Below are 17,922 nucleotides of genomic sequence, written 5' to 3' on the forward strand. Positions count from 1 at the left end.
TCGCTTACGGATCATCTCTGAATTGTTCAAACTCGGGATGTTTTGGTTCTCGGAAATCAATGAATTCTTCGGATGGATCTAAAAAATTATGTCCTGAGTATACTGCAAAGTAGTTCCCGTCTTTATCTCTGACACTAAACAAATAGGATGTTCGCGGTTCATCTTTTAGAAATACACTGTATCCATAACCAAACTTTGTGAATTGACCGAATATCTGATACTCGTCTTTTTTCAGCCCGTACTGCTGTTCTAATCTGTTTTCCAAGTACAACTGCCGCAGGATTTTCTGATGGTAGGTATACAAAAAACATGAAATCAGCACCAACAGTATAGCAAGTAAGACAATCCGCCTGATCCGCCACTTGCCGTTCACTTTCCAAAAATGTGTCATCCTTGCTCCTTCCCTCTTATCTTCACGTATGATACGGTACGGATAAGGAAGATATTGTTAATAAAAGTTCCTACTCTTACGAAAGAAGTGATTCACTTGAAAAAACATCTTTTGAGCCTCTGTTTCCCGGTCGTCTTTTTAATCGTTCCGTTCTGGACCGATCAACTGTCGCCCCTCCTGCAGGCACTCTTTTTCCTGATGTTGTTCATCTCGATTTGTCTGTCATTACATACGGCTTGGACGTTACTCAGCCCACGCATTCCGAACTGGACGGCGCGTGTCAACCGGCTTCATCCGGCGCTCGGGATCCTGCTTGGTCTCATCCTCCTGGCAGGATTCGGTTATCTGTTCTTTACCGTGTTTTCCCTCTTCACGTTCGGCATCATCCAAAGTATCCTGACGATTGTCCTGATGTATATCGGCCTGGCGATCTTTGTCTTCCTCCTCAGCTGTTTCGTCGAAGGGATTACCCGTCAATCCAAAGACTCGCTCTTTCAGCCCGTCTTGATTTTTGTCTCGGTCTCTTATGTCGTCTTGACGACGTTCGGGATTTTACAACTCATCGCCTGACCCTTAACCCGTCACCAGGACGGGTTTATTTTTCGTGGTGCAACATCCCGTCTGCATCAAGCCGGACGCGCAAATTCCCGTCCAGTTCAAGCACAAGCGGGCTGGTAATGGCCGGTTTCGGTGAGAACAACCACGTCCGGTCTTCTCGTCCGAGCAACAGATGGGTGCCGTCTTCCGGCGCGCCGAGGAAATTCAGGAAATCGACGTTGATCGGCTGATGGTACCGGTGAAAGACTTCGAGTTCCGCAAAGGATGCGCCGACACCGGCGACATCCGGTGTCGTGACGTTCATCTCACCAATATCGAGAATATCACTCACCGTAAACGTCTCAAGCGCTTTGTTCGGATTAACGTCATGCCGAGCAATCAATTCGACGACATTTTCGTCCGTATCATAAAAATAGACGGAATGAGCATTGATGTTTTCAAAAAAGATTTCGTCTTCGCCGTCCTCGATCAATAACGGGACACGATCTCCTAACCAGTCCTTCGCCAGTTGGAAGGCATCCCCCGGCACGTTAAAGGCAAAGTGATATTGTTTCGGTTGCTGTGTCGTGTCGAGCTCGAATCGAAGCTGACTCGTCCCGATTTGCAACGTAAACTCGCTCGCTGTCTCCTCGATGAGCGGAAAACCGAGTGTCCCCGTGTAAAAGTCCTGCATCGGTTTGACATCATTCGTCCAAAGTGTCGCTGCTGTAATTTTCATCGTCTATCTCCTCCATCTCATTTCAATCCATTTGCTAGTTTCAGTATACAATAATTGATGTATAATACTGGTTAAAAAGTAAGTACATACCTATTTCGAAACGGAGGCAGACAGATGAAACGATATATCATTGCATGCGGCGGCATTTCGACACAGATTACCGAGTGGAGTGAACCGGACCGGCCGGTCATTTTCTGCCTGCATGGTCTCGGCGGAACAAGCCTCAGCTTCATCGAACTGGCGGACGCCTTACAAGATACGTACCGGATCGTTTCGATTGATGCGCCGGGTCACGGAAAAACCGAGCCGTTCCCGGACGAACGCGGCTATCAATTCGCCCGCTTTTCCGATTGGCTGAATCAGCTGTTTGACCAGATCGGTATCCAGGATTTTTATTTCCTGTCGCATTCCTGGGGCAGCTTCATCGCCCTCTTTTATCAGAAAGAACAGCCGGACCGGGTCCTCGGCTCGATTTTAATTGACGGGGGATACCAGAGCAAACGATTACGCGGTACCCCGCTCGAGCAGGAATCCGCGTTTTACGACACCGATTTCGAAGAGTCTGTTGCGACGTGGGAAGAGTTCCGCGACGTTGCCGTCTATGGACCCAACATGCGCCGATCGCCACTGCTTGATCTGGCCGGTAAGGATTTTGTCCGGATGCAGGACGGCCGGTACTACTGGCATGCCCGCGCGAAGACGGCCCGTGCCATTTTGACGGCGATGTATCAAGATGAGATTCTCGATTTCCTCGATGACGTTCCGGGTGGCAACCTCGTGTTGCTCCGCGCGACGTTACCCGTTTCCGATGAACCGTTCCGTCAAGAAGCAATCGCCCTGTGGCAGGAGAAAACCGGTGGAACCGTCATCTCCGTTCCTTCGACATCCCACATCGCGCACTGGGATGACCCGGCATTTGTACTGCAGGTGATTCAGGAATACTGGACGAACTCCCTGGCCGTCAACAAACAACACACTAACATCTGAGAAAATTGATAAAAAAACGACTCCCTCATCATCGGGAGTCGTTTGCTTTGTCTATTCTTCGATCAGGCGATATTTTCGATGAACCGCCGGACTTCTTTCCGTGACTTTAGTACGATAATCGACTTGAGCGAGTCTCGCTTGAATACCCGGCCGTTGTTCATCCGGATAACACCACACCCACTTCAAAAAGGCAACATCGATTTTTTCCGGACACCCGGCTGCCATATCCGGTCGCGCCTTATGCCGGTACCGGATCGACCGTTTCAGAATCCGGTAGACGCACGTCGTTCGCGGCAAATCAAGAAAGATGATTGTATCCGCTGCATTCAACCGAATATCCATCGTTCCGCCGTAATTTCCGTCGATGATCCAGTCGTCCCGGCTGATCAAGTCCGTTTGAATCTGTTTTTGTTCCGCACTTGGTACCGCCTGCCAGTCCGCCAGCCACAATAAACTGTCGAGATGATGGACACGGATGCCGAGCCGTTGACCGAGTTGCCTCGCAAGCGTCGACTTGCCCGACCCGCCAGAGCCAATCAACATAATCTTTTTCATTCCGTGTCCCCCCTTGGTTCAACCCACTCCATCCGAAACCGTCCGCCTGGACCAATCTGTTGCAGCAACGGTCGGTCAACTTCAATCACGCGTCCGATGACATTGACCCGTTCGTCGGCCGTAAGATCCCGTTTTGTGATTTGCAGTTCCCCCGCATACCGGCCGTAGCGCAGATTATCGATCGTAATCGATCCAACAGGTCGATCGGCTAGAGTTGTAGGTTCGAGAAGTCCGTCGCCCGGTCGGCCGTAGGCACGTGACTCGACCGAACGGATGACATCGCGTGCCGGATCCATCCGGTTTGTCTGGATGGTTTCTAACATCGGATCTTCGCCTTGTCCCGTTGCCCGGAGAACAATAATTCCCTCCTGATAGGCGGCAAACTGATGCATCGAGCTTTCCGACAAGCCCGGGTCCCCAACGAGAATCCGGTCGACGGATGCTACAAGCTCCAGATAACAGGCCAACAATGATTGTCCGCGGTGATCCTCGAGCGTCGGTAACGTTTCGTAAAGCGGACCACGCAGTTGCCCGTCACCCGGGATGAAGGCCTGAACACGGATTCCTTGTTGATGGAGCCATCGGTTTTTGTCGTCGAACCAGTTCCGGTCGAGCCCGGTTTCCGGTCGAGGGTAAAAGTTATGCCATGCTTCGACGTGCTCAAGTACCAGCCCCTCTGCTTTCATCGCGTCGAGTTCTTCCGCTGTTACTGTACTGGCGTTCAAGGCGATCATCATCTGTTTTGACAAATTCGCGACCTGTTTCGGCGTCACTCCGTAATCAATCCGTAGTCCGGTCACACCCCACCCGGTTAACGTTCCGGCATCCTCCCATGTCTTGCCGAGCGCAGCAAGCGACGATGGAGCGATATCCGCGACAAGCTCCATTTCGAGGCCTCGCGCCAATTGTCCTAAAGTTCTCAATCGCTCTGTATATAACGCCGGATCATCTTCCGGGATATGTAATGAAGTAAAGATCGAGGTAAAGCCGATTGCCCGCATCTGTCGGATGCTGTCTTTCGCCTCATCTGTCAGTGGTTCACTCAAATAAACGGCAAGTCCTTTCATCTGTTTCACTCCTTCTTGTCAGCGTAGTGTTCAAAAACCGTCAATTGTTACTAAAATTCCAATATAAGAAATTTTTAGGAGTCTATTCCTGAACTATGATACCATTAAAGCACGTTACATAAGGGGGAAATGAAATGAAACGCATCTTAATCCCGTTCCTGTCGGTCGCCTGTCTCGTGCTGATGTGGAACGGCTACAGCCAACATGCCGATTCGAAGACGGACCTGTTCCACTATAAGCATTCCGTTGTCGGCAATAACAGTGCCGTCACAAATATCGTCAAGGAACTGGCCCATCACCAGGAATTACGGCAGATTGCCCTGCAAACGAAACAAACACCGTATGGCATGCATTTGACTTACAAGGACATCGAGACAGAAAACATCGAACAGGAAATCAAAGAAACGGTTCTGTTTAATGCCACCTACCTGTTTGTCCTCGTCGATAATGTCGAGCGGATCACCTTTACGTTTCCGGACTACAAGTATACCGTGACACGGGATCAACTCGACCACTGGTACGGTCAACCTCTCAGTACGATCAAACAAGAACAGGAAGTAAAACAGCTGCTCCAACACCAGTTGAAGTCGGAAACCAAGATCAACCAGTTTTTTGCCGACTGATCCTGAACATGATTTGAGTCGAAAAAAGATGGAACATCACTGCGACGTGATATTCCATCTTTTTGTTGTGTGCGATTCTTGTGCCGACGTTAAATTCCGTCTGCCATTTCTTCCTTGAATCCAAACCAGAAGGTAAACAGGAAGCCGAAGACGTACGAGATGACAAGCCCGCCGATATACGTCAGGTACATCCCGTTATCAATCAACGGTGTCAACGACAGACCGGACACGCCGACCCCAAGCGCCGCCGTTTTCATCGTCGCCTGGAAGGCACCGCCGACTGCCGCTCCCATACAAGCAGTCAGGAACGGACGACCGAGCGGTAACGTGACCCCGTACAACAACGGTTCGCCGATTCCGAGGAAACCGACCGGAATCGCACCCTTGATGATGTTGCGCAACCGTTGATTGCGTGTCTTGACGAAAATCGCCAGTGCGGCACCGACTTGTCCGGCTCCCGCCATCGCAAGGATCGGCAAGAGTGCCGTGTTGCCGACGGTGTTGAGCAGTTCGAGATGAATCGGTGTCAAACCGTGATGCAGTCCGACCATGACGAGCGGCAGGAAGAATCCGGCGAGGACGGCCCCGGCGAGTGGTCCGCCGACTTCGAGAATCACGTTGATTGCTTTCATGATCCCGTCAGACAGGACACCGGCGACCGGCATGATGGCATAAAGTGCTGTAAAGCCGACAATCAAAACGGTAAAGAGTGGCGTAAAGATGATATCAATTGAGACCGGCATGAACCGGCGGATGTGTTTTTCGAGATACGTCATCAACCAGGCAGCGAAGATAACCCCAAACAACCCTCCCCGACCGACGACAAGCGGTTCGCCGTAAATAATTATATCGACAAGTAACGGATTAAATAAAATCCCCCCGGCAATCGCCCCGAGGACCGGCGTGCCGCCGAATTCCTTCGCCGTATTCCAACCGACGAGAATCGCTAAGTAGGCAAAGACGGTGCTGCCGATCAGTAATAAAATCTGCATCCACGTTTCCGTCGCATCGACTCCGGCGTTTTTCGCAAAGTTCGCTGCTCCGTTAATGATTCCCGACGCGACCAGTCCCGGAATGAGCGGGATGAAGATATTTCCTAAGCGCCGTAAAAAGCGTTTGAACGGTGATTTTTGTTTGTCCTTCACTTTTTGCCGTTCGATGGCGGCCCGTTCCTCAAACGTCAGGTTCTCATCGACCGACTCTTCCCCGATGGCAAGCCCCGTTTTCCGGCTTAAATGATCAGCCACCCGGTTGACCGTTCCCGGTCCGACGACGATTTGCAGGGTCTCGTCATCGATGACGCCCATGACGCCGTCCAGTTGTTTGAGTGCCTGGATGTCCGCTTTCGTCGGATCCTTCAGCGCCAACCGGACGCGTGTCATACAGTGGGCCAGCTGGCGGAGATTGTCTTTTCCGCCGACATGTTCCAGTATTCCTTCCGCCAATACTTCTTCCTTCTTCATCTGAATCCCCCTTAGAGCGCGTCGCGGACGAACCCGTGCGCACGCTGTAATCGTTCGACCGCCTCAGTATACGAAACATCCGCTAAAATCATGACGATCGCCGTCTTGACGTGACCATTCGCCGATGTGAAATAACGCGCGGCTGTCTCAAGATCAACCCCTGTCGCTTCCACGATCATCCGTTTGGCCCGGATTTCGAGCTTCTCATTCGTCGATTGGACATCGACCATCAGGTTTTGGTAAACTTTCCCGACGCCGATCATCGCTGCCGTCGAAATCATGTTCAGGACGAGCTTTTGTGCCGTTCCGGCTTTGAGCCGGGTCGAACCGGTCAAGACTTCCGGACCGGTCTCGACTTCCATCCGGAAATCGGCGTGCTGGCTGATGATGGCTTCTTTGTTGCAGGACAATGCTGCTGTCGCCGCGCCGATTTCACGGGCGTAATCGAGACCGCCGATGACGTAAGGGGTCCGGCCGCTTGCTGCGATGCCGATGACAGTATCGTTTGCGTTTACTTTGAGCGCCTGTAAATCTTCGACAGCAAGCGTTTTGCTGTCTTCCGCCCCTTCAACGGCCTTGATGAGCGCCCGCTCGCCTCCGGCAATCAAACCGACGACCATCTTTGGCGAGACACCAAACGTCGGCACACATTCTGCCGCGTCGAGCACACCGAGGCGACCGCTCGTTCCGGCTCCGATGTAAATCAGGCGTCCGCCCGCTTGAAACGATTGAATGACTTGCGCGACGACTTGTTTGATGATCGGAATCTCCTGTCGAATCACACCTGCGACCGACTGATCCTCCTCGTTCATCACTGTCAAGATCTCCTCGACCGTCATATCGTCAAGCTCCATCGTTCGTTGATTCCGGCGTTCTGTCGCCAATTTCTCTAACATGATTTTCATCCTCTCTCCACAGCTCCTTTTTATCCTGAGCACAACGAAACATTAATTCATAAATAAATTTATTAAATAGAAATAAAATTGCAAAAGAAGTCAATAGGGAAAGCCCAACCGCGTCGATTGGACTCCCTCAAACGAGCCTGTTACTTATTCCAATTGCGGAATCCGTCCCCGAACTCCCGGTACAAATCGGTTTGGAACGTACCGTCCTTAAACTTCGGCACATCGACCGGCAATTTCCCTTGTGGTACGAATTCACCAAAAATGGCGCGGATTCCTGCCGGTAAATTCGGTCCGGCTGATTTTGTGTTTCCTGCTTCCGAATCCGGTCCGTTCGGATCGCCTTTGAAGCCGTAAACGAGTAATTGGGCGTCAGCATCCGGTTGGACGGCGACGTCATACGGATTCCGCAGACTGAGCAGGACGGATTTTTTACCCGTTCGGTTTGCCTGACGGAAGACTTCAGCCGGCACATAATGATCCGCGGAGGAGGCTCCGAGCTTCGCACTGTTATTGACGTTTGAGCCGACAATCAGATAGTCTGCTTGATTTATTTTCTCCTGAAGCGCCGGATTTTGATCGAGATGCGGCGTCGATGCTGAATATTGTTCCGTCAGCACGTTCACCTGTTTCAGATTACCGGCATTTTTCTCAAGCGACCGGATCGTCTTGACCATGCTGTCCGTCTGATCTTTTGTCGGTGACAGGACAAGGACCGTCTCCCCTTTTTTCGGTTTGAACGGTAATGTCTTCCGGTCATTTTTGACGAGCGTGACTGCCGCTTCCGTCATCTGCCGCTCAAGCGCCTTGTGCTCGGGACTGCCGACGACCGACTTCGCCTCGACCAGTTTTTCCTCAAGCGTCACATTCGAAGTTGCTTCACTCCAAATACCGCGTTTCGCTTTGAGTGTCAGAATCCGTTCAACCGAACGATTGATGTCCGCTTCCGAAAGTTGCCCGCTTTCAACCGCTTCGATCACGTCGTCAAAAATCGACTCCAGTTTCGTCACGTCGTTCGCAGATCTTAAAATCGTCGGCATCAACGCGATATCGACACCGGCTTTAAACGTTTTGATGACGGCTTCCGACTCCGTAAAGTTGTCGGCAATCGCCTGCATGTTCAACGCATCGGTGACGACAAGTCCCTGATAGCCGAGCTCTTCCCGTAAGACACCGGTAATGACGTCATCCGACAACGTCGCCGGTAGCGGGAATGTTCCTTGTGTGGACTCGACGACCTCATCCTCGATCTGCGGCATCCCGATATGTCCTGTCATCACCATATCGATGCCTTCCGCCACTGCCCGCTTGAACGGAATCAGTTCGAGCTGTTTCAGTTCGGCCAGTGATTTATCGACGACCGGTAAGCCGTAATGCGAGTCGACTGCCGTATCGCCGTGTCCCGGGAAGTGTTTCGCTGTCGCAACGACCCCTTGTTCCTGGATACCGCGCGTCATCGCCGAGCCCAGTTCCCCAACCAGGTTCGGATCACTTGAAAACGAACGGACCCCGATGACGGGATTGCCCGGATTGTTGTTGACGTCCAGAACCGGACCAAAGTTGACGTTGATGCCGAGTGCATGCAGTTCGGAGCCGATAATTCCGCCTGCCGCTTCCGCATAAGCCGGACTGCGGGTCGCCCCGAGTGCCATGTTGCCCGGTAAGTTCGTTCCCGTACCGAGTCGTGTGACGATTCCGCCTTCCTGGTCAATCGTGACGAACAATGGAATGTCGTTGCTTGGATCCTGCTCGACGACTTCCTGCAAATCATGGACCAGTTTCGTCGTCTGTTCTGTCTCGCTAACATTTTCCGCAAACAGGATGACTCCGCCTAAATCAAACCGGTCGATAACCCGTCCGACTTCCGGTGCCAGTTGCGTATGATTGACCCCGTCCCATAACCGGAAATCCGGCATGATCATTTGTCCGATCTTCTGCTCAAGTGTCATCTGATCCAGTTGCGCGTCGACCCGTTCCGTAACGGATGGTGTCGTTTCCGCCGCGACCGGTTGCATTGGCAGCGACGCGGCGAGTAGCGCCGTCGTCAATCCGAGTGTTGCCGTCCAGTTGAGTTTCTGTCCCATATGCTCAGCTCCCCTTTTGTTTTGACCCTGCATGATTGCTACTTCCCCGTGTTCCCCGTTAGTATAACAAGCCCGACATTCAGAAACAATGTTTTATTTGAAAGCGTAAACATTTTGAAATAAAATTTCTTTATTATTTTTATTTATTTTGTGTGATGATGACTCCTGTATAATGAATAGAACATCATTCCCTGCAAGGAGACACCTATCCCATGAAAAAATTCCGTGGCAAACGCCGCTACTTTCGACAACTTCATGCCGAACAACACTTATCGGCCCATGCCTTAGATTTCAGTCCCGACAGCTGGTTTGATTTTTGGCATGTTCATCTCGATTTTGACGGACGTGGAAATGGTCACCTTAAAATTCGAAAAGCACATGTCCGGGCACTGTTTCAGCTGATGGATGAGCTCGATGCCGCACTCAAGGAGTGGGGACAACCGTATCAGCTTTGGATTGAACTGTCCCGGCTGGATGCAGGATTGGACGCCGTCTACATTCATACACACAATCCGAACGACGATCATTTTCCGTTTACCGATCCAACTTTAACGGAACCGATGGGAAGGTTACCGGACTATTTGCAAACCATCGATGGTTTGGAACAATATCAAATCCGGTTGTCTAAACGAATCACTTATGATGCGTTCGACGACGATCCGGAAGAAATCATGGATCACATCCTTGTCATCGAACGAGGGGACCGAAAGCATCCGCTTTGATTACGTCAAAACGGACGGTCCGAGAGGGACCGCCCGTTGCTGATTATTACTTTCTCAGACGACTAAAAGACCGCATCACCCGGATGCGGCCTTTTAGTTCATCGCGATTCAGGAAGATACGGCTTCCCGTCTCGTCACTTCACTTCATATAATCAAAAATCTTCTTCGGACCGCCGAGGCGTAAATCGGCGATGATATGCTGGGCATCCAAAATCTTTCCGACCGGGAAATCGGCCAGCGGTGCCATGACATGCTGGAACAATTCCAAACGGGCCGGTCCGCGGTAGGCTTCCTTGACCTGAATATCCGTGATTTGACTGCGCGTCAATTCAGAGATGATCAGTTCCCCTTCGTAGCCGCGGTGTTGCTTCAGCATGAATTGTGGTGTCCCGATGATGGCTTTCGCCTCTTCTTCCTTAATCGGATAGTATTTATAGCCCATCGTCGCCTGGGCGACACGAAGCGAATGATAATCAAGGGTCCCGACTAAGACGTCGTTATCCAAATAGAGTTTTGGCGAACCGTATTTTTTCGGGAACGAGGCGACTTCCCGCCCGGAAGCGATCGCCGCCTGATTGTTGACGTACATCGACAGGTAAAACTCCCCGACTTCCCCGTTGTACCGCACCGGAATGACATGTCCGCATTCCAGATACGATCCGAGTCCCGTACTGTCCGGCATATTGATGACTTCGAACTTGATCTGGTTGCCGATCAGCTCAAGCGGTTCCGGTACGACAGCTCGCAATTGTTCGAGATCCGTTTCATAAACGATATTCAAGTATTCCCGGTTCCGGAAGAAAATGTCGACTGCCGGAAAGACCGGTGCGTTGATTGGTGTCGCGACGATTTGTTGAACGTCTTCCTGTTTCATTTGATGATCCCCCTTATTTGACTGCGAGAAGCGCTTTGAACTGCTCGACACTCTGTTCAAAGTCGGTTACTTCCTGTTTGTTCTGTGCATTTCGGACGAGTGCTTGAATCATGGAATTGACCGGAGTCGGAATGCCGTACGTTTCCCCGTACATCGTGACGACACCGTTAATGTAGTCGATTTCCGTCGGCTGATGTTTCCGTAAGTCCTGCAACATGCTCGCTTCAAGATTCCGCGAGCTGTTCATCAGTTGCGGCAGTTCAATCATCTTTCGTTCGATGTCATCAAGTTCGCTGTAGACCGTCAAATCCGCTTCTCCCATCCGGGCAAATTCAATCCCGTGCGCATGACCGACATCAAGGACTTCCTTCATCGCATAAATCGCGGCCCGCAACAGGACCGGATGGTCAAGCACGTCGCCATACGTCCCGTTACACGCAGCAGACAATCCGCTGAACGCACTGTTAATGATCAGTTTCGACCATTTCGTGCCGGGCAGGTTATCGGAAATCTCCGTTCCGCCGATCATATCCAGGACTTCTTTTAACTGAACAATCCGGTCTGTCGTCGCCCCGTCAAGTTCACCGATTTGTAAGGCATATTTTTTAAAGAACGAGTAGTCTGTTGTCAGGCGGGATTGTCCCGGTCCGACATACGTCGCCCCGAACTCCACGGATCCGGCGATAATCTGGTCGCTCGGAATATGCTGACGGATGATTTCTTCCGGCACCCCGTTTTGCAAGGAAACGAGGATGCCGTCTTCTTTTAAAATCGCTTTGACCGCCGGTAAGACTTGCGGATTGTAGAGCTGTTTCGTCAGCAACAATACGATATCATACGTTTTCGTAATCTCTTCCGGCAGAAAAGCCGTGACGCGTTGCGTCATATCGGGTCCGACGACGTGTGCCCCGTTCTCGTTTAGTCGCGCGACATGTTCTTTGTTCGTATCAATCAAGTCAACGACAGGATATGTTTCACTCAAATACGCACCCATGATGGTACCGAGTGATCCTGCTCCATAAATTGCGATATTCATTTCCATCACCTCTGCACTCAGCATATACCGGTTTCCACATAAACAAAAATATATAATGATGTATACTACTATAAACGATTACTTATAGGAGGTGTAAGAGGTGGAATTGCTTCATTTACATTATTTCAGAACCGTCGCAGAAGAACTGAATTTTACTCATGCCGCGAAACGTCTGTTCATCAGTCAGCCGGCACTCAGCATGACGATCAAAAAACTCGAACGGGAATTGGATACCGAATTATTTAACCGGAACGGCCGGACGATCACCTTGACGAATCAGGGACGGATCCTGTTGCAGTCCGTCGAAAAAATCGAAAATGAACTCGAACTCGTCAAAGAACGGCTGTCGCATTCGGAACAGGACGTGACGATCAGCCTCGCCAGTTCACACGGCCGCTTCATTCAGATCCTACTGGCGGAATTTTTGGTTAACCCGTCAGCGACGCTGTTCAATACAGAGATTTTGTCGAACCGTGAAATCCTGTCGCAACTTTTGACCGATGAAATCCATTTCTCGATCAGCTTTATGGAAATCAAACATCCCGAAGTCACGAGTGAACCGGTCATCGAAGAAGAGATTGTGCTGACCTATCCCGGTCATTACACGGAGCAGGACGTTATGCGTGTGCTCTATGACAACGAAACGGCAAAATCGTTCCTGTTCCCGTCACATAATAAGGATTACAACAGTTTCATCAAATTAAAGATGACGGAATTCAGTTTATACGCGGATTCGATTCGTTACATTGATGACGTTTCCCTGCAGGTCGCCCTGCGTCAGCAACGGCATTTCAGCTTCGTTCCCGTTTCCGTCTGCCGTGAACTGAAGCTTCCGTTCGTCGCCAAGGATAACCTGACAATCGTCTCAAACATCTATTTATCACGCTTAAGCCGTGGCCTGACCGAAGAACAGCAGACGGTTTATGATGCCATCAAACAGTTCTTCCTCCGCGAAGCCGCTTCCTTCGTTAAATAACGGATCCCAGAAAAAAACGACCGTCCTGACGGCAGGCGGTCGTTTTGCTGTGCAGTATGATAGTTCGCTTTAAGAAGATACAACTTCCTCACCGGTTAAATCGATGTGCCCTTCACCCCAGGCACACATCGCATCTAAAATCGGGCGCAACGACCAACCGTAATCCGATAACGAATAGATGACTTTCGGCGGAACCTGTTCGTAGACCGTCCGGATGATGACACCGTCCTGTTCGAGTTCACGCAGTTGTTGCGTCAACATTTTTTGCGTGATGTTCGGCATCAGCTTTTTCAATTCGCTTGTCCGGCGTTCGCCTTTAATGAGATGACACATGATGACGACTTTCCATTTGCCTCCGATGACTTGTAGCGTCGCTTCGACCGGAATATTGTAGGCCATGCTGATTCTTCCTTTCGTTACGAAGTACGGTGGGACAGGTACTTTTTAGTGCCTATCGCACTTGAAAGTGCGTACTTCTCAAGTAGATTTGATGGGTTTATGATAACAACTGTCAACGGAAAGTACAAGCCACCTTCGTCCATTGCTTTAATTGGTGATGGTAGGGTACTTTTTAGTGCCTATCGCACTTAAAAGTACGTACTTCCATAAAAAACAATGCCGCTCTATGATGGGATCACGCAGAAGTGTCCCTGTTTGAAAAACGATCCGGGCCCGGTCGTTCGGAGCATGGTTGCACTATCTCACTTTAGCTCATTTATCCAGGAGGAATTATCATGAATCAATTAAACCCGCGTGCTGAACAGGAACAGGTCCCGCAAAACGGCCGCTTCGCCCTGCTCGCACTTGCCATCAGCGCCTTTGGTATCGGAACAACGGAATTTGTCCCGATCGGTCTGCTTGCTGCGATCGCCGGTGACTTAAATATCGGCATCACTCTGGCCGGACTGATTATTTCCGGTTACGCAATCGGTGTCGCCGTCGGTGCACCGATCTTGACTGCCCTGACGAACCGGATGAACCGGAAAACATTACTGATGGCGTTGATGGTCGTCTTTATCGCCGGAAATCTCGTATCAGCCATCGCACCCACTTTCGAACTGTTGATCGTCGCCCGGTTCATCACCGCGTTTTCGCACGGTGTCTTCTTCTCGATTGGCGCAACGATTGCCGTTCAGCTCGTACCGGAACATAAAAAAGCCAGTGCCATCGCCTTGATGTTCACCGGACTGACGGTTGCGACCGTAACCGGCGTCCCGCTCGGCACATTCATCGGTCAATCATTCGGCTGGCGTGCGACATTCTTTGCTGTTGCCGCACTCGGCGTCATCGCCATCATCGCAAGCTTTTTCCTGATTCCAAAAGACTTGAAACAATCACCGCCGGCGAAGTTTTCCGACATGTTCAAACTGTTGACGAACGGTCGTTTAATGCTCGGTTTCCTGATCACCGCCCTCGGGTACGGTGGAACGTTCGTCGCCTTCACCTACTTGACGCCGATCATGCAGGACGTAACCCACATCAGTCCGAGCCTGATCAGTATCATCCTGCTTGTCTACGGCATTGCTGTCGCCATTGGCAACACCGTCGGCGGAAAACTCGCCAACGGAAATCCGATCAAAGCGTTGTTTTACATGTTCATTTTGCACGCGATCGTCATGATTGCCCTGTCGTTCATGATTCCGTTTAAAGTCGCCGGGATCATCGGGATTATCTTGATGGGACTGCTTGCTTTCATGAATGTTCCGGGTCTGCAACTGTATATCGTCCAGTTGGCAGAAAAATACGTCCCGGCAGCGGTCGATGTTGCGTCCGCGTTGAACATCTCCGCCTTTAATATCGGGATTGCACTTGGAGCAACAATCGGCGGACTCGTCGCCGATACGATCGGTCTTGTCCACACACCGTGGGTCGGTGGCATCATGGTCATTCTGGCCGTCATCTTGACTGCCGTCTCCCGTCGTCTGGAACGTCTGTAATATGACGTCTGATTAACTAGGAGCCATCGAAAGATCAAAACATTTTCCGAGCACCTTCTCGAAAACATGCCGGTGATTTGAACTGATCTCCCTTCAGCCCTCTAACGGATTGCCCTGTCTTTTTACGGAAACTTTTTCCGATAGAAGACAGGGCATTTTTGTGCACCCGCTTGCCTTAGCCCCGCCACTTCTTTCGAATCCACAAATCGATCGATCGCACATCCAAATAAAAAAGCAGCACACTTATCTCTTTACTTTGAGTTCTTATGAACTTATAATCAAAATATGAAAAGCACACCACTTAAAAGGAGGAAGCGCTGTTGACACTATTGATTGTATTTTTAGCGATCGTCTTCATCATGCTCGCACTGGACCTTGGCGTATTTCACAGGAAAGCTCATGAGGTCTCGCTCCGCGAAGCCTGGACGTGGACGTTCGTCTGGATCGGACTCGCCGTCGCCTTTGGCGGTTGGTTGTTCTACGCACAAGGCAGCGACGCTGCAATTGAATACACGAGCGTTTATTTCATCGAAAAGGCACTTGCGATTGATAACGTCTTCGTCTTCTCACTCGTCTTTGCGTACTTTGCGATTCCGTTGAAGTACCAGCACAAAGTCTTGTTCTGGGGAATTCTCGGTGCCATTCTCTTCCGCGTCATCTTCATCGTCGCCGGAGTATCGCTTCTTGAGAACTTCGCATGGGTGTACTACATCTTCGGGGCATTCCTTGTCTACACGGGTTACATGATGTTTAAGAACATCGGTCAGGAAACGTCGCTTGAAGAAAACAAAACGATCCGTTGGCTGGAGAAACGCTTGCCGATCACACAAGACATCTCGTCCGGTAAATTTACGCAACGGATCAACGGTAAATTGTTCTTTACACCACTGTTAATCGCGTTGATCTTCATCGAAGTCTCGGATATCGTCTTCGCCGTCGACTCGGTCGCAGCAAGCTTCGCGTACTCGCGTGATCCGTTCATCATCTTCTATGCGAACATCATGGCAATCCTTGGACTCCGCAGTCTCTACTTCGTCCTCGCGAACCTGATCGACCGCTTCTACTATCTGAAACACGGTCTCAGCTTCATGCTCGTCTTCATCGGAGCGAAGATGATTTTCAGCGATGTCTACAAAATGCCGATTTGGATGTCACTCGGAACAATCGTCCTTGTCATCCTGATCAGTGTCATTTACAGCTTTAAAAAGACAAGAACACAAAAGTAACTTCAGGCAAGGAGGGAATCACATGATTCTCTCCTTGTTTTCCGTTCCATCCATGACGACAAAAAAGATGATAGACATCTCTTCTTACGGGATGTCTTTCATCTTTTTTGACAGCATCAACGCAAATCAGCTGTTGACGACTTGTTCAGTTGGTTCTTCCGCAATGGCTGTACGATTGATTGATAAGTTTTCGCCTTCTTTTAACCGCTTTTTGAATTCAGCAGTCGCTGTAAACAGCACATCCGTTGAAGAGTTGAGTCCTGTTTCAAACGAATCCTGCAAGACACTGATGATGAATCCGACAGCGATGACCTGCATCGCGATCTCATTCGGAATCCCGAAAAGACTGCACGCAAGCGGGATCAGCAGGAGTGAACCACCGGCGACACCGGAAGCTCCACAGGCACAGACAGCAGCTAAGACACTCAAGATAATGGCTGTCGGAAGATCGACCGGGATGTTCAGCGTATTGACTGCAGCAAGCGTTAAGACCGAAATCGTAACGGCTGCTCCCGCCATGTTGACGGTCGCGCCAAGCGGAATCGAAATCGCATACGTCTCTTTATCGAGACCAAGTTTTTTACACAGTTCCATGTTAACCGGAATATTGGCAGCCGAACTCCGTGTGAAGAAGGCTGTAATTCCGCTCTCACGGATACATTTAAAGACGAGCGGATACGGATTTTGACGAACGTTGATGAAAACGATCAGTGGATTGACGACAAGCGCTACAAATAGCATCGTCCCGATCAACAGCACAAGCAGTTGACCATAGTTGAGCAGCGATCCGAGACCGTTTTTTGTAATCGACTCAATGACAATCCCCATGATTCCGAGTGGTGCGAGTTTAATGATCCAACCGACCATCTTCGCGATCGCATCCGAGAAATTAGAAATGAACGTTTTCGTTGAATCGGAAGCATTTTTCAGTGTTAATCCCAGCACGATGGCCCACGTTAAGATCCCAATGTAATTGCCTTGGACTAACGCATTGACCGGATTGTCCACCATATTCAAGACGAGTGTCCGGATGACTTCAATCGCATTACCCGGCGCAGCTAATTTCTCCGTACTCTCCGTCAGCGCGATGTTGACAGGGAACAGGAAACTGAATACGACAGCAACGGCTCCCGCCAAGAACGTCCCGAGGAGATACAGGAAGACAATCGACTTCATGTTCGTCTGTTGTCCCTTTTTATGCTGGACGATTGCTGCCATGACCAGGAAGAATACTAAAACCGGCGCAACGGCCTTCAGCGCGGAAACAAACAGTGTTCCAAAGATGGTGATGGACTGGGCAGCTTCAGGAATCGATACAGCTAAAATAATACCAATAATCAAACCGACTGCAATTTGCTTCACTAAACTGATTTGGTTCCACATCTTCAAAACTTTCATACGTTCCCCTCCAGGTTCAAAACGAATAAGTTATTTAGAATTTGAAAAATAACGATTCTCTCTCCTATCCAAAAGACAGATAGTTTACTCGTTTACTTTTCTAAAAATTCTCTCAGTTTGTTGTGTTCTATTTTTACATAAATCCGGTGAAATAAAAACTAGTTTTTTGCAAGAAATAGGATTCATTCAAGACTAAGTGTTAAAAGAATAGGTATGCAATCGATTGCATAAATAAGAAATTGGACATCTGTTTTTCCTTATTATTTTCACGAAATTGCTTGATAAATAATGAAAATGGACTGACCACTTTAAAGAATAGACCTTCATTTTTGGCGATAATTGCTCTAATACAAATCAATAAAAAAAGCATCCAAAACGGACGCCTTTCGTCGTAAAATTAGACTA

General features: G+C 49.9%; 17 protein-coding genes and 1 pseudogene. 7 read left to right on the forward strand and 11 right to left on the reverse strand.

Annotation, left to right across the window (positions count from 1 at the left end; translation table 11 throughout):
* Nucleotides 1-4 precede the first annotated feature (4 nt).
* Nucleotides 5-391, reverse strand: a complete 387-nt coding sequence (locus KNQ07_RS04165) for a hypothetical protein (protein WP_214764946.1) — start codon at nucleotides 389-391, stop codon at nucleotides 5-7.
* Nucleotides 392-478: 87 nt separating this feature from the next.
* Between KNQ07_RS04165 and KNQ07_RS04170 the strand changes: the two genes are divergently transcribed.
* Nucleotides 479-961 (forward strand): hypothetical protein, encoded by a 483-nt coding sequence (locus KNQ07_RS04170; RefSeq protein ID WP_261966371.1) that lies wholly within the window; start codon nucleotides 479-481, stop codon nucleotides 959-961.
* A 25-nt stretch (nucleotides 962-986) separates the two neighbouring features.
* On the opposite strand, the gene KNQ07_RS04175 is transcribed toward KNQ07_RS04170, so the two are convergent.
* A complete protein-coding gene (locus KNQ07_RS04175; RefSeq protein WP_214764947.1) occupies nucleotides 987-1,667 on the reverse strand; it encodes a VOC family protein in 681 nt (226 codons plus the stop codon).
* Nucleotides 1,668-1,781: 114 nt separating this feature from the next.
* Between KNQ07_RS04175 and KNQ07_RS04180 the strand changes: the two genes are divergently transcribed.
* Nucleotides 1,782-2,654, forward strand: a complete 873-nt coding sequence (locus KNQ07_RS04180; protein WP_214764948.1) for an alpha/beta fold hydrolase — start codon at nucleotides 1,782-1,784, stop codon at nucleotides 2,652-2,654.
* Between the two features lie 62 nt (nucleotides 2,655-2,716).
* Here the strand turns inward: KNQ07_RS04180 and KNQ07_RS04185 are convergent.
* Nucleotides 2,717-3,209: pseudogene (locus KNQ07_RS04185) on the reverse strand (DNA topology modulation protein).
* Nucleotides 3,206-4,276, reverse strand: coding sequence for a DUF871 domain-containing protein (locus tag KNQ07_RS04190; RefSeq protein ID WP_214764949.1), 1,071 nt, complete (start codon nucleotides 4,274-4,276; stop codon nucleotides 3,206-3,208). The pseudogene KNQ07_RS04185 and the gene KNQ07_RS04190 overlap by 4 nt, the downstream one beginning before the upstream one ends.
* 134 nt (nucleotides 4,277-4,410) lie before the next feature.
* Here KNQ07_RS04190 and KNQ07_RS04195 point away from each other — a divergent pair, with 134 nt between their 5' ends.
* The gene (locus KNQ07_RS04195) at nucleotides 4,411-4,899 is read left to right on the forward strand and encodes a DUF4825 domain-containing protein (protein ID WP_214764950.1); all 489 of its coding nucleotides are present in this window, start codon (nucleotides 4,411-4,413) and stop codon (nucleotides 4,897-4,899) included.
* Nucleotides 4,900-4,988: 89 nt separating this feature from the next.
* Here KNQ07_RS04195 and KNQ07_RS04200 read toward each other — a convergent pair whose 3' ends face one another.
* From KNQ07_RS04200 to KNQ07_RS04210, 3 genes are all read right to left on the reverse strand, one after another.
* Entirely contained in the window at nucleotides 4,989-6,362 is a 1,374-nt protein-coding gene (locus KNQ07_RS04200) for a PTS transporter subunit EIIC (RefSeq protein ID WP_214764951.1), read from the reverse strand.
* A gap of 11 nt (nucleotides 6,363-6,373) precedes the next feature.
* On the reverse strand, nucleotides 6,374-7,267 hold the full coding sequence (gene murQ, locus KNQ07_RS04205) for an N-acetylmuramic acid 6-phosphate etherase (RefSeq protein ID WP_261966370.1): 894 nt from the start codon (nucleotides 7,265-7,267) through the stop codon (nucleotides 6,374-6,376).
* A gap of 140 nt (nucleotides 7,268-7,407) precedes the next feature.
* A complete protein-coding gene (locus tag KNQ07_RS04210) occupies nucleotides 7,408-9,348 on the reverse strand; it encodes a glycoside hydrolase family 3 protein (RefSeq protein WP_214764953.1) in 1,941 nt (646 codons plus the stop codon).
* 212 nt (nucleotides 9,349-9,560) lie between these two features.
* Between KNQ07_RS04210 and KNQ07_RS04215 the strand changes: the two genes are divergently transcribed.
* A complete protein-coding gene (locus KNQ07_RS04215) occupies nucleotides 9,561-10,070 on the forward strand; it encodes a hypothetical protein (protein ID WP_214764954.1) in 510 nt (169 codons plus the stop codon).
* 139 nt (nucleotides 10,071-10,209) lie between these two features.
* On the opposite strand, the gene KNQ07_RS04220 is transcribed toward KNQ07_RS04215, so the two are convergent.
* Both KNQ07_RS04220 and KNQ07_RS04225 read right to left on the reverse strand, forming a co-directional pair.
* A complete protein-coding gene (locus KNQ07_RS04220; RefSeq protein ID WP_214764955.1) occupies nucleotides 10,210-10,944 on the reverse strand; it encodes an acetoacetate decarboxylase in 735 nt (244 codons plus the stop codon).
* A gap of 13 nt (nucleotides 10,945-10,957) precedes the next feature.
* Nucleotides 10,958-11,980 (reverse strand): ketopantoate reductase family protein, encoded by a 1,023-nt coding sequence (locus KNQ07_RS04225; RefSeq protein WP_214764956.1) that lies wholly within the window; start codon nucleotides 11,978-11,980, stop codon nucleotides 10,958-10,960.
* 100 nt (nucleotides 11,981-12,080) lie between these two features.
* On the opposite strand from KNQ07_RS04225, the gene KNQ07_RS04230 reads away from it, so the two are divergent.
* Entirely contained in the window at nucleotides 12,081-12,956 is an 876-nt protein-coding gene (locus KNQ07_RS04230; RefSeq protein WP_214764957.1) for a LysR family transcriptional regulator, read from the forward strand.
* A gap of 69 nt (nucleotides 12,957-13,025) precedes the next feature.
* Here KNQ07_RS04230 and KNQ07_RS04235 read toward each other — a convergent pair whose 3' ends face one another.
* Nucleotides 13,026-13,355: a winged helix-turn-helix transcriptional regulator gene (locus KNQ07_RS04235; RefSeq protein WP_012370213.1), complete on the reverse strand. Its 330-nt coding sequence runs from the start codon at nucleotides 13,353-13,355 to the stop codon at nucleotides 13,026-13,028.
* 335 nt (nucleotides 13,356-13,690) lie between these two features.
* On the opposite strand from KNQ07_RS04235, the gene KNQ07_RS04240 reads away from it, so the two are divergent.
* Together KNQ07_RS04240 and KNQ07_RS04245 are read left to right on the forward strand one after the other, a co-directional pair.
* On the forward strand, nucleotides 13,691-14,893 hold the full coding sequence (locus tag KNQ07_RS04240; protein ID WP_214764958.1) for an MFS transporter: 1,203 nt from the start codon (nucleotides 13,691-13,693) through the stop codon (nucleotides 14,891-14,893).
* 320 nt (nucleotides 14,894-15,213) lie between these two features.
* Nucleotides 15,214-16,119: a TerC family protein gene (locus tag KNQ07_RS04245; RefSeq protein ID WP_012370212.1), complete on the forward strand. Its 906-nt coding sequence runs from the start codon at nucleotides 15,214-15,216 to the stop codon at nucleotides 16,117-16,119.
* Between the two features lie 126 nt (nucleotides 16,120-16,245).
* On the opposite strand, the gene sstT is transcribed toward KNQ07_RS04245, so the two are convergent.
* Nucleotides 16,246-17,517: a serine/threonine transporter SstT gene (gene sstT, locus KNQ07_RS04250; RefSeq protein ID WP_214764959.1), complete on the reverse strand. Its 1,272-nt coding sequence runs from the start codon at nucleotides 17,515-17,517 to the stop codon at nucleotides 16,246-16,248.
* Between the last annotated feature and the right edge of the window lie 405 nt (nucleotides 17,518-17,922).

The sequence above is a fragment of the Exiguobacterium sp. s145 genome, from assembly GCF_018618835.1.
Classification (GTDB): Bacteria; Bacillota; Bacilli; order Exiguobacteriales; family Exiguobacteriaceae; genus Exiguobacterium_A; species Exiguobacterium_A artemiae.

Excerpts from the sequence above, each read along its gene's own strand:
- KNQ07_RS04165 (WP_214764946.1), bottom strand. The coding sequence starts at position 391 with ATGACACATTTTTGGAAAGTGAACGGCAAGTGGCGGATCAGGCGGATT.
- KNQ07_RS04175 (WP_214764947.1), bottom strand. The coding sequence starts at position 1,667 with ATGAAAATTACAGCAGCGACACTTTGGACGAATGATGTCAAACCGATG.
- KNQ07_RS04225 (WP_214764956.1), bottom strand. The coding sequence starts at position 11,980 with ATGAATATCGCAATTTATGGAGCAGGATCACTCGGTACCATCATGGGT.
- KNQ07_RS04210 (WP_214764953.1), bottom strand. The coding sequence starts at position 9,348 with ATGGGACAGAAACTCAACTGGACGGCAACACTCGGATTGACGACGGCG.
- KNQ07_RS04215 (WP_214764954.1), top strand. The coding sequence starts at position 9,561 with ATGAAAAAATTCCGTGGCAAACGCCGCTACTTTCGACAACTTCATGCC.
- KNQ07_RS04235 (WP_012370213.1), bottom strand. The coding sequence starts at position 13,355 with ATGGCCTACAATATTCCGGTCGAAGCGACGCTACAAGTCATCGGAGGC.
- KNQ07_RS04190 (WP_214764949.1), bottom strand. The coding sequence starts at position 4,276 with ATGAAAGGACTTGCCGTTTATTTGAGTGAACCACTGACAGATGAGGCG.
- KNQ07_RS04220 (WP_214764955.1), bottom strand. The coding sequence starts at position 10,944 with ATGAAACAGGAAGACGTTCAACAAATCGTCGCGACACCAATCAACGCA.
- murQ (WP_261966370.1), bottom strand. The coding sequence starts at position 7,267 with ATGAAAATCATGTTAGAGAAATTGGCGACAGAACGCCGGAATCAACGA.
- sstT (WP_214764959.1), bottom strand. The coding sequence starts at position 17,517 with ATGAAAGTTTTGAAGATGTGGAACCAAATCAGTTTAGTGAAGCAAATT.
- KNQ07_RS04200 (WP_214764951.1), bottom strand. The coding sequence starts at position 6,362 with ATGAAGAAGGAAGAAGTATTGGCGGAAGGAATACTGGAACATGTCGGC.
- KNQ07_RS04195 (WP_214764950.1), top strand. The coding sequence starts at position 4,411 with ATGAAACGCATCTTAATCCCGTTCCTGTCGGTCGCCTGTCTCGTGCTG.
- KNQ07_RS04180 (WP_214764948.1), top strand. The coding sequence starts at position 1,782 with ATGAAACGATATATCATTGCATGCGGCGGCATTTCGACACAGATTACC.
- KNQ07_RS04240 (WP_214764958.1), top strand. The coding sequence starts at position 13,691 with ATGAATCAATTAAACCCGCGTGCTGAACAGGAACAGGTCCCGCAAAAC.